This window comes from Pseudoalteromonas sp. C12FD-1, from assembly GCF_037414265.1.
Classification (GTDB): Bacteria; Pseudomonadota; Gammaproteobacteria; order Enterobacterales; family Alteromonadaceae; genus Pseudoalteromonas.
This window is the reverse complement of sequence record NZ_JBBEVD010000072.1, coordinates 225,200-238,448: the sequence shown is the minus strand read 5'-3', so window position 1 is coordinate 238,448 and position 13,249 is coordinate 225,200. Positions and strand designations below refer to the sequence as shown.

The following is a 13,249-nucleotide window of genomic DNA, read 5'->3' as shown; positions in this document are numbered from 1 at the left end:
CATTATTTTAAATTTAGCACCATATTTATGCTGCCTTCTTCAAAATCACGGCTAATGGTAAAGCCTAACTTACGGGCAAGCTCTATCATGCCAGTGTTCTCGGGCAGAGTTATACCTTCAACTACTTCTACGCCTTGGCGTTTACAATGGTTTATGGCTGCGCTCATTAGTATGGTGCCAAGTCCTAAACCTTGATAGTCAGAGCGAACAACGGTGGCAAATTCAGCATGTAAATTATCGGGGTCCATAATTACACGTGCCACGCCTAACGTACGGCTTTTACCTTCAAAGCGCTGACATACAATAAAAGCCATTTCTCGGTCGTAATCTATTTGCGTCATTTTTGCGAGTTGATCGTGGTTAAACTGAGGCAGCTCACCAAAAAAGCGTTTGTAGCGATCTTCTTTATTGAGTGATTGATCAAACTCTTGGTGGGCTTTTTCATCTTCTGGACGAATAGGCCTTAATGTAGCACGCGTATTATTTTTAAGGGTTACTTCTTCTACAAGGTCTATAGGGTAAGGGCGTATACATAAACGTTTACGATCGCTGCGAGCCTGATAACGATTAACACTAATGGTGGCATCAAGTACTAAAAACTGCCCATTGCTGGCTAAAATAGGATTAAGCTCCATGGCACTTATATCGGGTTGATCGACAACAAGTTGAGATATACGTGTAAGCAGGGCGCACAAGCGATATTTATCGACTTTTTCTGGCAAAATACGATCTTTTAATACGCCTTTATCGTTTGCTGCAGCAATAAGGTATTTAGCTAAGTTCATATTAAGTGGCGGCAAAGCAACGGCTGCTTGGGCATACTCTAACCCATTCCCTGCTTCTCCAAGTAATATCACAGGGCCAAAATTAGGCTCGGTTTTAATGGCTATTCTAAGCTCATTAGCGCCGGCGCGCGGCGCCATTTTTTGCAGCGAAAACCCTTCAATCACCGCATCTGGATAGGTGTTTTTAATACGGATCAGCATTGCAAATGCGGTTTGCTCAACCTCGTTTGCATCGTTTAAGTTAAGTACCACCCCCCCCACTTCTGATTTTGAGGCAATACTTGGGCTAATCAGCTTTAACGCTACCGGAAAGCCAAGTTCAATTGCCTGCTCACGCGCCTCTGTAGGTGTGTAGGCTACTTCTGTTTGAATACACTCAATATCATAATGACTTAGAATTTGGCTTGCTTGATGAGTGGGTAGGTAGCTTTGCTCTTCTTCTAAAAATTCGTTAATTAGTGTGGTGGCAGCTGATTTATTTATTTTTGCATCATCAGTGTTTGATTCGGGGGTTTGTGTTAAATGCTTTTGATTACGACGATAGCTGACCAAATGCATAAATGCACCAACGGCTCCCTCGGGAGTACGATAGGTTGGAATAGTATGGTTAGTGCAAACACGTCTAGCTGCATAAGCCGCATCTTCCCCCATAAAGTTGGTCATTACATAGGGGCGCGCCATTTTTGGTATTTTTTGCAAGGTTTGCACTATCATATCGGCGTATTCTTCGCTTGGTGCAAGTGCCGAAGGGGTATGAATAATAAGTAAGTTTTTAACTTCCTCGGCGCGTAGTAAAATCTCCAACGCTTGTTTGTAGCGCGCAGGGGCAGAGTCGCCAAAAATATCAACAGGGTTAGATGTAGTATCTGACTGTGGGATAACTTTATTTAGTGCTGATCGCGTCTGCTCGCTGAGCTCGGCAAGCTTGCCCGAATTTAAAATAAGCTCATCGACCGCCATAACTCCTGGGCCACCGCCATTGGTTAAAATGGTTAACTGCTCAACTTTTAATAATTTAGGGTGGATAGCGAGCGTTTGCGTGGCCGCAAAAAGTTCGCGCAAATCACTCACACGCAGCATACCAGCGCGCTGAAAAAGCGCATCGTACACGGCATCTGAGCTTTGTTTGCCACCGGTATGAATTTCTGCGGCTAATGCGCCTGCACCGGTTTTGCCCGTTTTAATGGCAATAACGGGCTTACTAAATGCCGCTGCCCGTGCTGCGGATATAAACCCGCGAATATCTTCAATATTATCGATGTAGAGCAAAATGGCTTTGGTTTTAGCATCACGGCCTAAAAAATCGAGCAGCTCGTCAAAATCAATATCTAGACAATCGCCGACCGAAACAAAATACGAAAAGCCGATTTCTTTATTTTTAGCCCAATCTAAAATAGTGGAACACACCGCTGCGGACTGCGATATGAATGCCAATTTTCCTGGTGCAGCCACTGTGTGAGAAAAGCTGGCATTTAAGCCAATATGCGGAATAAGCAATCCTAAACAATTAGGCCCAAGCAAAGTAACGTGATGTGTATTTGCAGCGCGTTTTAACGCCGCTTTTTGGCTTAATGAGAGCCCATCAGCAATTACAATGGCACTTTTACAGCCAAGTTGGCCTAGCTGCTCGATAATGCTCAATAAAGTTTTTTTATTAGTACAAATAACGGCTAAGTCGGGCACTTTGGGCAGCGCGGCAATATCTGGATAGGCAAGTACACCGTGCACTGCACTGTGGGTAGGGGTGACGGGCATAATAGGCCCTTTAAACCCACCTTGTAATAAATTGCGCATAACCACAAACCCCGCGCGTGTGGGGGTATTCGAGGCGCCAATAACGGCTACCGAGGCCGGATTAAAAAATTGGCTAATGCGCTTTAAGCTCATGGCATATCCTTGGCTGATTATATTTTGCGTTATTTATAGTCTCAATGTACCCTGTTTGCTGTGTTATTTCGAGCGCATAGATGCTTATTATTGATATCAATCAAGGAGTTTTTTGTGAATAAAACACCCGGTTTTTACACCGTTATAGCCGCAATTTGCCTAAGTATAAGCTTAATTGTATTAGGCTTTATTATTAAAAGTGCTGCAGTAGATGTAAAAAGCATGGAACGTAGTGTGCAGGTGAAAGGCTTAGCAGAGCGTGAAGTAAATGCTGATACGGTTATTTGGCCGTTGCAATACAGTGATGCAGACAACAACTTAGAAAAACTGGTTAGTCGAGTTGAGAAAAAAAATGATGCTGTTATTGCCTTTTTAAAGCTACATGGCTTTGATGATGACGAAATAAGCACCGGCAGCCAGTCGATTATTGATAAGCAAGCCCGTGAATATGGTAATGATAATCAAAAATTTAGGTATTTAGTACGCGCTAATATCATTGTGTATTCGAACGCGCCTGACAAAGTACAAAACGCATTAAGCAAAGTAAGCCAACTCGCTAAGCAAGGGATTGCAATAGTACAGGATAGTTACGAAACCAAAGTTGAATATTTATTTACGGGCCTGAACGATATAAAACCAGCAATGGTGCAAGAGGCAACAGAAAAAGCCCGAGAAGTGGCCAATAAATTTGCTAAGGACTCTAACTCAACGCTTGGTAAAATAAAATCGGCTCGCCAAGGGCAATTTAGTATTAGCAATCGCGATTCTAATACCCCGCATATTAAAAAGGTGAGGGTAGTCACCAGTGTTGAATATTATTTAAGTGACTAAATCGATCTCACTAAATGGGCAATGTGTGCTGTTGAACGTTGTAGGTAAGCGGCACTAAGTAAAATATCGGTTTCGTTAATATTTGCGCCTTTTAACGTATTTACCAACTGTTGTTTGGCGGTTGGGTTTTGTTTTTGCTCTATTTCCATAAGCGCTAGCAGCGCTGAAAATTCGTGCTTAACAGGTGTTGTGGGCTTTTTGGCATAGGCAATGTAACAAGCAACAGGGGTAAGGCCGCGAGCATTGGTTTGTACAAGGGCTTTTGCTAGCTCATCGTTAGACTCGAATAACATTAATGAGCGCACGTAGTTAAAAGGCAGCTTTTGAGCATGGGCGTGTTTAAATACACTGTGCAGCACATTATTGCCTTGCATATCTTGTGCTAAAAACCCTTTATTCGCTTTTAATGCGGGCGTAAAAAATGTTAATGAGTCCGTTGTTGTTAATTGGTTTATAAATGGCGCAGGTGGAGGGTTAGTTGTTAATATCCGTGTTGCCACATTTTGCATAAAGTCGTATTTAATACTCATGCGCTCTGCACTTTGAAATAAATGATTAAGCTGCAATGTTTGCTGAGCAGGGCTTAACTGTTTAAAGTCGTTATCAAGCTCGTCTAGCTGATGCTTTGCAATGCGCGCATTAAGTAACTGTATGCTTAAATCCATTCTTAACTCTACCTTTGAGCGTTTTTATTACTATAAAACAAAAAAGGCCGCATCAGCGACCTTTTTCTATTTATAACCAAGCATTAAGCTTTTTTACTTGCTACCCACTCGTTTACAAAGTTCTCTAGTACGTTAAGTGGTACAGGGCCGTTTTTAAGTATAACGTCGTGGAATTGACGAATATCAAATTTGTCGCCAAGTTGCTTTTTAGCATCTTCACGCAGCTCTAGTATCTTAAGCATACCCACTTTATAAGCTGTCGCTTGCGATGGCATTACAATGTGACGCTCAACCATTTTAACACCGTCAGATGTTGCGTTAGGCGTATTATTTACGTAGTAATCAATACCCTCTTGGCGAGTCCATTTCATTGCATGAATACCCGTATCAACAACTAAGCGACACGCACGCCATAATTCCATAGAAAGGCGACCAAAGTCTGAGTAAGGGTCTGAATACAGGCCCATTTCTTTAGGAATGTACTCTGAGTATAAGCCCCAACCTTCAATGTATGCTGTGTAGCCACCAAACTTACGGAACTTAGGTACACCTTCAAGCTCTTGAGAGATAGCAATTTGCATATGATGACCCGGAATACCCTCATGGTACGCTAATGCTTCCATTTGGTACGTTGGCATTGCTTCCATGTCGTAAAGGTTTGCGTAGTAAATACCAGGGCGTGAGCCATCTGGCGCAGGTTGTTGGTAAAATGCTTTACCTGCTGCTTTTTCGCGGAATGCTTCAACGGCTTTAACTTTAAGATCAGCCTTTGGCTTAACAATAAATAGCTCATCTAGGCGAGTTTTCATGGTATTGATCAGGCCAGTGGCTTCATCTAAATAACGCTGCTTACCTTGCTCGTCATTGGCATAATAAAATTGTTTATCCGTTTTCATAAACTGCATAAACGCTTTTAAATCACCTTTAAAGCCTACTTTGTCTTTAATTTCACGCATTTCATCATGAATGCGTTTTACTTCAGCAAGGCCAATGGCATGAATTTCTTTAGCGGTTAAGTCAGTTGTTGTGGTGCGCTTAAGTGCGTTATTGTAAAACGTTTCGCCGTCAGGCAGTTTCCATGCACCATCGCGGTTGTCAGCACGTTTTTCAAGCTGTGCTAAGTAATTAATTAACTTAGAGTAAGAAGGCTTAACTGCTGATTTTAATGCATCAGTTGCATCGCCAATTAAGGCGTCTTTTTCATCTTGGCTAATTTCAAGGGCGCTTACTTTACGTTTAAAGTCGGCTAATAGCGTTGAGTCTTCACCTTTTTCAAATGGCGCGCCATGAATGATGTTTTTGCTCGAATCAATTACATGTGGGAACACAAATTTAGGCGCAATAATCCCCTTATCTGCACGGGTTTCTAAATCAGTAATTAGCTGGTCAAATACTGTAGGTACACCGTTTAAACGTGCAATATAGTCTTTTGCTTCTTTAACGTTACTAATTGAGTGCTGGTTAATTAAAAATGCAGGTACCATAGAGTGTGTACCAAACATTTGGTTAACTGGGTAATTATGGTAACGCCATTTAAAATCAGCAATTGAGCTTTCTAAATCTTGTTTTTTTAAGTCGTAGCTTACTTTTGTTGCATCATCGAGTAGGTCGCGATTGATAGCATTTAGAGTGACTAAATCTTCTTTAGCTTGTGCTAAGTCTTTTAGTTTTTGTTCTTCGCTGCCATCATCCCATTTATCGTAATCTTTTTTAATACCCATGTAAGTTTGGTAAACCGGGCTGTTCATTACATCGCGGTTAAAGGTATCTTCAAAAAACGCATTAGCTTTGTCGATTTCGCTTTGCACAGGTTGCGCTTGAACTGCAGGCGCTGGGGTTGTTTGTTGTGGTGCCTGCTGGCAGCCGGCTAAAATAGCAACGCTCACGGCCGCTGCAATAAAGGTAAGTTTACGCATTGTTTTCCCTTTTGTTGTTAGAAACCCATTAGGGTGTATTATATTTATTTGCTTGTATTTTATGTTTATCGCGCGTGGTTAAAACCACTACACGAACAATTCTAGCAGGTCATTTAAAAAACGATGCCCTTTAAGGCTTACTTGCCAGTGGCCGTTTTCTTGTATTAATAATCCTGCGTCTATCGCTTTTGTTAAAGCCGCTTGCTGGCTTTGTAGCGGCTGACTAGTCAGCGCACTGAAATCTTTGATTGGGCAAGGCTCTACTAAGCGAAAACGATTCATAAAAAATTCAAAGGCTAAATCTTCTTGCTCTACTTGCCAGCTTTTATACAAGTACGGCTTAAGCATATCCATGTAACCACGCGGATGCTTAATTTTTTCAGTACGAGTAATAATGCCTGTTTTTGCATCAGTAACCTTACCATGAGCGCCACAGCCAATACCGAGATAATCGCCAAAACGCCAATAATTCAAGTTATGTTGGCATTGAAAGCCTGGCTTTGCATAGCCAGATATTTCGTATTGTAAGTAACCGGCTTGGGCAAGCAGCGCTTGGCCTTGTTCTTGAATATCCCATAGGGTTTCATCTTGTGGCAAAGTTGGTGGTTTTGAAGCAAACTGTGTATTTGGCTCAATAGTGAGCTGATACCAAGATATATGTGGCGGGTTTAAAGCTATTATTTTTTTTAAATCGCTCAGGGCATCGTCAAGGCTTTGCCCAGGTAAGCCATGCATTAAATCTAGATTAAAACTGTTTAGCCCGGCTTGCTTAGCTTGCTCTGCAGCGTAGTGCGCTTCATCGGCGCCATGAATACGGCCAAGCGCTTTTAACTTGTCGTTTTGCATGCTTTGCACGCCAATAGAAATACGGTTAATACCTGCTTTTACATACTCTTTAAAACGTCCGGTTTCTACGGTTCCAGGGTTTGCCTCAAGGGTTATTTCGCAGTTATCACTAAGGCCAATTAGGTTATTAACTTCATTTAATAAGCGGGTATAAGCATCACCCGTTAATAAGCTTGGTGTACCGCCGCCAATAAAAATGCTGTGAATTTTACGCCCTTGCACCAAGTGCAAATCGGCTTTTAAGTCGTCAATTAAATGCTGAACATATTCAGCTTCAGGAATGTCGCCTTTTTGCCCATGGCTATTAAAATCGCAATAGGGGCATTTTTGCACGCACCAAGGTACGTGCACATATAAGCTCAGTGGTGGAAGGTTCACAGGCCGCCTTTGCTTTGTAGCTCTAGTAGTAATTTTTTAAGTGCTTGGCCGCGATGGCTCACTGCATTTTTTTGCTCTTTGGTGAGCTCGGCGCTGGTACAGTTTTGCTCAGCAACAAAAAATACCGGATCGTAACCAAAGCCACCTTCGCCATTTTGGGTTTGTGTAATTTCTCCCTCCCAACTTGCGCTGCAAATAAGCGGGGTAGGGTCATCGGCGTGGCGCATTAATACTAATACACACCAAAAACGCGCTTTACGGTTAGGGTTGTTACCTAAATCATTAAGCAGCTTATCTATATTGTCTTGATCGCTTGCGTTTTCACCGGCAAACCGTGCAGAGTACACCCCTGGTGCGCCATTTAAGCCATCTACTTCTAAACCTGAGTCATCTGCAATAGCTGGCATGCCGGTAATTTTGGCTGCATGGCGGGCTTTAATTATCGCATTTTCTACAAAGGTGGTGCCGGTTTCGGCTACTTCGCCTACGTTAAAATCGCTTTGCGGAACGACGTTTATGCTCAATGGGCTGAGCATATTGGCCAGCTCGTTAACTTTACCTGGATTGCCTGTGGCAAGCACTAATGTTTTAGTCATGTTTTTAATCTACGTAAAATTTTTGCTGAAATTGTAATTTTTGAAATTGATTACTTTGCTGTATTTCAATTTCAAAACGTAAAATCTCTTCGTTGGTATAGTTTACTTGTGCAAGGTAGTAAATTGAGTCACCTTCTTTTACTTCTTTAAAAGTAAGGGTTTGTTTATTACCAAGTAGATTTTTTGCTATGCCGCTTAGTTTTACAGTTTGCGCGGTTTTATCGCTGTTATTTTTTAGTACTGAAATATTAACAATGCCTTTATAGCCACTACGCTCCAGGCCATAGGTTTTTGCTATTTGTGGCTGAATAAAAGTAGATGGAAAAGCAATATAATGCACTTGCCAAGGGCCCAGCTCTTTGTACTGTGCGCCTTGCATGTCTTCACTGTGGGCGTTAAAGGCAAAGGCTAAAAAACTAATAAAGCAAAATTTAATTAAACGGTTCATTGTGGTGTCCTATATAAAAAAGAGGCCAAAGGGCCTCTTTTGCTTATAACAAAAATTTAGGCTAAAAAGTCCATTAGCAGCATTTGTAAAAATTGAATACCGATAATTAGTACAAGCACCGATAAATCTAAGCCACCCATTGGTGGAATAATTTTACGAAGTGGCTTGAGCATTGGCTCAGTAAGCTGATGGAAAACCGCTTCTATTGGGTTATAACCTTGACTTACCCAGCTTAAAATAGCGCGAATAATCAATACCCAAAATACAAGGTTTAAGCCTTCTTTAAGTACGGTAATAAGTGCTTGTATAAACACAGGTTGCGCAGCCCATGCGCCGTATATTACCAGCATTAAAGTACTAATTTTGGCAACGGCTACAATAAATGCCAGCAATAGCGAGGCTAAATCAAGCCCTCCTAGGCCAGGTATAATTTTACGCAATGGGTTAACTGCAAACGACGTTGCTTTAACCACAAATTGGCTCATTGGGTTGTAAAAGTCGGCTTTTGCCCACTGCAGCCAAAAACGCAGTAGTACCACCATTAAAAACAAATCAAACAGGGTACTGATCAAAAATTGCATGGCATTCATAGTGTAACCTTCAATAAAAAGTAGTTTTAAAGTTCTTTTTCCATTTGCATCGCACGCGCAATACACGCATCCATTGCATCGCTAACTGTTTGCACTAGGCCTTCGCCTTTTAAATGTTCAACTGCGGCATGTGTAGTACCGCCTTTAGAGGTTACATTAGCGCGTAATTGCGAAATGCTTATCTCTGGTTGGCTAAGGGCCATTTCGGCTGCACCCAGCGCAGTTTGCTGTACTAAGCGACGCGCATCTTCATCGTTAAAGCCAAGTGCTTTCGCTTTTTCTTCAATTGCTTCCATAAATAAGAAAAAGTAAGCTGGCGATGAGCCGGTTACTGCAATGACATCGTTAATTTGCGACTCTTGCTCAACCCAAACAACAATACCAGTGCACTCAAACACTTGTTGTACAAAGTCGTGCTCCTCGGCTGTTTCATCTGCGCCAAATAAACCCGATACACCACGGCCAAGTAGTGATGGCGTGTTTGGCATACAACGTACCATTTTAACGTTTTGGCCAAGCATTTCGCGTAAACGTTTAACGGTTAAGCCAGCCGCTACCGAGATAAACAGTTTATCACTAAAGTCGATACCCGATTCCTGAAACGATTTACATAAATCGCCCATCATTTGTGGTTTAACAGACAATACAATGACATCAGCATCGCGTAAGGCTTCGTTATTGTCGCTGGTGGTTTTCACCTTGAAATCGTCTGCTACCTTGGCAAGCTTTTCTTGGTTGCGGTTTGTCGCAATAATGTTGTTTGCATTAAAACCGTTTTTTACCATGCCACCAATAATGGCGTAGCTCATGTTACCTGTGCCTATAAATGCGATTGTTTTATCTGACATATGTCTGTTATCACCTTTTAAGTTCGAGTTCCAAAAATATCTGTGCCGATCCTCACCATGGTTGAACCTGCGCTAATAGCAGCTTCAACATCATTGCTCATCCCCATCGACAACGTATCTATATGAGGATATTGGGCCTTTAGTTTATCAAAGCAAGTTTGTAATTGCTCAAAAGATTGACTTTGCTCACTCAGGTCGTCGCTTTTAGCAGGAATAGCCATTAAACCACGCAAAGTGAGTTGCTCACATTGGTCAATAAACTCAGCTAGCTCGGGTATTTGCTCAATGCTACAGCCCGACTTAGCCTCCTCGGCGCTTATATTTACCTGAATAAGCACGTTTAAAGGGGGTTTATCAGCGGGGCGCTGAGTGTTTAAACGCTTAGCTATTTTTACTCTATCTACGCTTTGTACCCAGTCAAAATTAGCGGCAACAAGGGCGCTTTTATTTGATTGAATTGGGCCAATGAAATGCCAAATGATATCGCTAAATGTGTTTAGTTGAGCTATTTTATCTACAGCCTCTTGAACATATGACTCACCAAATTGGCGTTGGCCATGCTCGTAAGCGGCAATAATGTCGTCGCTAGGCTTTGTTTTAGATACCGCCAGTAGTGTAATTTCGTTACTACTACGCTTGGCATTATTTGCCGCGCTGGCAATTCTAGCGTAGGCGGATGTGAGTCGTTCTGCTATTGTAACCATATATTTATCAGTTAGTTGTGGAGTCATAAATGGATATTACCGAATTATTAGCGTTTAGTGTGCAACACAAAGCATCTGATTTACACTTATCGTCAGGTGTTTCACCTATGATACGCGTAGATGGTGATGTTCGCCGCATTAATATACCTGCACTTGCAGACAAAGACGTAAACAGCCTTGTTTACGACATTATGAACGATAATCAGCGCAAGGACTACGAACAAAACCTAGAAGTGGATTTTTCGTTTGAAGTGCCTAACCTTGCGCGTTTTCGTGTTAACGCATTTAACTCAAACCGCGGCCCTGCAGCGGTGTTTCGTACCATCCCAAGCGATGTACTGACGCTTGAGGATTTAGGTGCGCCAGATATTTTTAAAACAATATCCGATAACCCGCGTGGTTTAGTATTGGTTACCGGCCCAACGGGTTCAGGTAAATCAACAACACTTGCGGCTATGGTCGATTATATAAATCAAACAAAACATCACCATATCCTCACCATTGAAGATCCTATCGAATTTGTTCACGATAATAAACTCAGCCTTATTAACCAACGTGAAGTGCACCGAGATACGCACAGCTTTTCTAATGCATTGCGCAGCGCGCTGCGTGAAGACCCCGATGTAATACTTGTCGGTGAGCTACGTGACTTAGAAACCATTCGCCTTGCGATGACCGCCGCTGAAACCGGTCACTTAGTGTTTGGTACGCTACACACCACCTCGGCACCAAAAACCATTGACCGTATTATTGATGTATTCCCAGGTGAAGAAAAAGATATGGTGCGCTCAATGCTTTCTGAGTCGTTACGTGCCGTTATTTCGCAAACACTGCTTAAAAAAATTGGCGGTGGACGAGTGGCCGCGCACGAAATTATGATTGGTGTGCCGGCGATTCGTAACTTAATACGTGAAGATAAAATTGCACAAATGTATTCGTCTATTCAAACGGGTGCATCACACGGTATGCAAACCATGGATCAATGTTTAAACAATTTAGTTAATCACGGCATTGTGACAACCGCAGCCGCAAAAGAAAAAGCCCAAGATAAAACCCAGTTTGGTGGCTAAGGACATATTATGAATTTATCTTTAAATCACTTTTTGCAAATAATGATTGAGAAAAAAGGCTCGGATTTATTTGTTTCTAGCCAATTGCCAGTCAGCGCAAAAATTAATGGTGAGCTTATCGCTCTTAGCGACGATAAGCTAACTGATGAGCAATCGCTTGCGCTTGTCGAGTCAGCGATGAGCGATAAACAAAAAAACGAATTTCATACCACTAAAGAGTGTAACTTTGCGATAGCCACAGACGAAGGGCGTTTTCGTATATCGGCTTTTTGGCAGCGTGATAGAGCGGGTATGGTTATTCGCCGTATTGTAACGCAAATACCTGATGTAAGTGATTTAGGCCTGCCCTCAACACTTACCGATGTAATTATGGCTAAGCGCGGGTTAGTGCTGTTTGTGGGGGGAACTGGCACAGGTAAATCAACCTCATTGGCTGCTTTAATTGGCTACAGAAACCGCAACCAACGCGGCCATATACTCACTATTGAAGACCCAATTGAGTTTGTACACGAGCACCGTAAAAGTATTATTACTCAGCGCGAAGTAGGGCTTGATACCGACAGCTTTGAATCGGCACTAAAAAGCTCTTTACGCCAAGCTCCCGATGTTATTTTAATTGGTGAAATACGCTCACAAGAGACCATGGAATACGCACTGAGCTTTGCCGAGACGGGCCACTTATGTGTGGCTACACTGCATGCTAATAATGCCAACCAAGCCATTGACCGTATTATGCACTTAGTCCCTAAAGAAAAGCACGACAAGCTCAAGTACGACTTAGCGCTAAATTTACGCGCCATTGTTGCTCAGCAGCTTATTCCAACGTCTGATGGGGAAGGGCGAGTTGCCGCGATTGAAATATTATTAAACTCACCCATGGTGGCAGAGCTAATTAAAAATGGGGATATTGGTGGCATTAAAGAGGCTATGTCTAAGTCTAAAGAAATGGGTATGCAAACCTTTGACCAAGCCTTATTTGAGCTATATAAACAGCAACGTATTAATTACGCCGATGCGCTGCATCATGCTGATTCGCCAAACGATTTACGCTTAATGATTAAGCTGCGCAATAACGAGCAACAAGGCGCAGGCTTTTTACAAGGTGTAACCATTGATGGACTCGATGATAAAAACGGTAATTAACCTACAGTATGTGTAGGTAAGTTACTCATTTTTAATTATTTAATGCATAAAAAAAGCGCCTATTGGCGCTTTTTGTTTTAAGGAAGTTATTCACCATAACTGGCTTCAAAAAAGCTTTCTAAAATAATCACTGCCGACATATTATCGACATTTCCTTTACCTAAATTTTTATAGCCGCCGTGCTCAAATAAACGGGCTTTTGCATCGGCGGTTGTGAGTCGCTCATCTTGTGTATGCACCGGTATGCCGTAATGGTTGTGCAAGCGGTTAGCAAACTTTTTAGCCTTAAAGGTTACCTCTTGCGAGGTGCCATCCATATTAAGTGGCAAGCCCACCACCATTAAGTCGGGTTGCCACTCTTTAACTTGAACCGCAATATGATCCCAATTAGGAATACCATCTTGGGCTTTTACTGCTTTAAGGCTAGACGCACTACCTGTGAGCTCTTGTCCTATGGCTATACCAATGCTCTTGGTGCCAAAGTCAAAGCCCATTACGGTGCGCTGGCCTTGCGGCTTAAGGTTTTTTTTCGTCATTATCGT

The 13,249-nt window shown here is 42.2% G+C and carries 13 protein-coding genes; 3 read left to right on the top strand and 10 right to left on the bottom strand.

Going from position 1 to position 13,249, the window contains the following annotated elements; all coding sequences use genetic code 11:
- Positions 1-2: 2 nt before the first annotated feature.
- A complete protein-coding gene (locus WDB87_RS15525) occupies positions 3-2,672 on the bottom strand; it encodes a bifunctional acetate--CoA ligase family protein/GNAT family N-acetyltransferase (protein WP_337850341.1) in 2,670 nt (889 codons plus the stop codon).
- 114 nt (positions 2,673-2,786) lie between these two features.
- Here WDB87_RS15525 and WDB87_RS15520 point away from each other — a divergent pair, with 114 nt between their 5' ends.
- A complete protein-coding gene (locus WDB87_RS15520; RefSeq protein ID WP_337850340.1) occupies positions 2,787-3,503 on the top strand; it encodes an SIMPL domain-containing protein in 717 nt (238 codons plus the stop codon).
- On the opposite strand, the gene WDB87_RS15515 is transcribed toward WDB87_RS15520, so the two are convergent.
- From WDB87_RS15515 to WDB87_RS15480, 8 genes are all read right to left on the bottom strand, one after another.
- Complete coding sequence (locus WDB87_RS15515) at positions 3,500-4,168, bottom strand: hypothetical protein (RefSeq protein WP_337850339.1); 669 nt, start codon at positions 4,166-4,168, stop codon at positions 3,500-3,502. The two genes, WDB87_RS15520 and WDB87_RS15515, sit on opposite strands and share 4 nt — an antisense overlap.
- Before the next feature lie 83 nt (positions 4,169-4,251).
- A complete protein-coding gene (locus tag WDB87_RS15510; RefSeq protein WP_337850338.1) occupies positions 4,252-6,084 on the bottom strand; it encodes a DUF885 domain-containing protein in 1,833 nt (610 codons plus the stop codon).
- Between the two features lie 87 nt (positions 6,085-6,171).
- Positions 6,172-7,308: a radical SAM family heme chaperone HemW gene (gene hemW, locus WDB87_RS15505; protein ID WP_286246127.1), complete on the bottom strand. Its 1,137-nt coding sequence runs from the start codon at positions 7,306-7,308 to the stop codon at positions 6,172-6,174.
- Positions 7,305-7,904 (bottom strand): XTP/dITP diphosphatase, encoded by a 600-nt coding sequence (locus WDB87_RS15500; protein ID WP_337850337.1) that lies wholly within the window; start codon positions 7,902-7,904, stop codon positions 7,305-7,307. The genes hemW and WDB87_RS15500 overlap by 4 nt, the downstream gene beginning before the upstream one ends.
- A gap of 4 nt (positions 7,905-7,908) precedes the next feature.
- Positions 7,909-8,352, bottom strand: coding sequence for a DUF4426 domain-containing protein (locus WDB87_RS15495; RefSeq protein WP_337850336.1), 444 nt, complete (start codon positions 8,350-8,352; stop codon positions 7,909-7,911).
- Between the two features lie 56 nt (positions 8,353-8,408).
- Complete coding sequence (locus WDB87_RS15490) at positions 8,409-8,942, bottom strand: YggT family protein (protein WP_004586837.1); 534 nt, start codon at positions 8,940-8,942, stop codon at positions 8,409-8,411.
- Between the two features lie 26 nt (positions 8,943-8,968).
- Complete coding sequence (gene proC / locus WDB87_RS15485) at positions 8,969-9,790, bottom strand: pyrroline-5-carboxylate reductase (protein WP_004586838.1); 822 nt, start codon at positions 9,788-9,790, stop codon at positions 8,969-8,971.
- 17 nt (positions 9,791-9,807) lie between these two features.
- Positions 9,808-10,521 carry a YggS family pyridoxal phosphate-dependent enzyme gene (locus WDB87_RS15480; RefSeq protein WP_286246130.1) on the bottom strand — a complete coding sequence of 238 codons (714 nt, stop codon included), beginning with the start codon at positions 10,519-10,521 and terminating at the stop codon, positions 9,808-9,810.
- A gap of 2 nt (positions 10,522-10,523) precedes the next feature.
- On the opposite strand from WDB87_RS15480, the gene WDB87_RS15475 reads away from it, so the two are divergent.
- Both WDB87_RS15475 and WDB87_RS15470 read left to right on the top strand, forming a co-directional pair.
- The gene (locus WDB87_RS15475; RefSeq protein WP_004586840.1) at positions 10,524-11,564 is read left to right on the top strand and encodes a type IV pilus twitching motility protein PilT; all 1,041 of its coding nucleotides are present in this window, start codon (positions 10,524-10,526) and stop codon (positions 11,562-11,564) included.
- A 9-nt stretch (positions 11,565-11,573) separates the two neighbouring features.
- Entirely contained in the window at positions 11,574-12,707 is a 1,134-nt protein-coding gene (locus WDB87_RS15470; protein WP_286246131.1) for a PilT/PilU family type 4a pilus ATPase, read from the top strand.
- Between the two features lie 86 nt (positions 12,708-12,793).
- On the opposite strand, the gene ruvX is transcribed toward WDB87_RS15470, so the two are convergent.
- Complete coding sequence (gene ruvX / locus WDB87_RS15465) at positions 12,794-13,243, bottom strand: Holliday junction resolvase RuvX (RefSeq protein ID WP_286246132.1); 450 nt, start codon at positions 13,241-13,243, stop codon at positions 12,794-12,796.
- Positions 13,244-13,249 lie beyond the last annotated feature (6 nt).

Bases quoted from the DNA above. Each gene is read 5' to 3' on its own strand.
- WDB87_RS15525 (WP_337850341.1), bottom strand. From the start codon at position 2,672: ATGAGCTTAAAGCGCATTAGCCAATTTTTTAATCCGGCCTCGGTAGCC.
- WDB87_RS15515 (WP_337850339.1), bottom strand. From the start codon at position 4,168: ATGGATTTAAGCATACAGTTACTTAATGCGCGCATTGCAAAGCATCAG.
- WDB87_RS15510 (WP_337850338.1), bottom strand. From the start codon at position 6,084: ATGCGTAAACTTACCTTTATTGCAGCGGCCGTGAGCGTTGCTATTTTA.
- WDB87_RS15500 (WP_337850337.1), bottom strand. From the start codon at position 7,904: ATGACTAAAACATTAGTGCTTGCCACAGGCAATCCAGGTAAAGTTAAC.
- WDB87_RS15495 (WP_337850336.1), bottom strand. From the start codon at position 8,352: ATGAACCGTTTAATTAAATTTTGCTTTATTAGTTTTTTAGCCTTTGCC.
- WDB87_RS15490 (WP_004586837.1), bottom strand. From the start codon at position 8,942: ATGAATGCCATGCAATTTTTGATCAGTACCCTGTTTGATTTGTTTTTA.
- proC (WP_004586838.1), bottom strand. From the start codon at position 9,790: ATGTCAGATAAAACAATCGCATTTATAGGCACAGGTAACATGAGCTAC.
- WDB87_RS15480 (WP_286246130.1), bottom strand. From the start codon at position 10,521: ATGACTCCACAACTAACTGATAAATATATGGTTACAATAGCAGAACGA.
- WDB87_RS15475 (WP_004586840.1), top strand. From the start codon at position 10,524: ATGGATATTACCGAATTATTAGCGTTTAGTGTGCAACACAAAGCATCT.
- WDB87_RS15470 (WP_286246131.1), top strand. From the start codon at position 11,574: ATGAATTTATCTTTAAATCACTTTTTGCAAATAATGATTGAGAAAAAA.
- ruvX (WP_286246132.1), bottom strand. From the start codon at position 13,243: ATGACGAAAAAAAACCTTAAGCCGCAAGGCCAGCGCACCGTAATGGGC.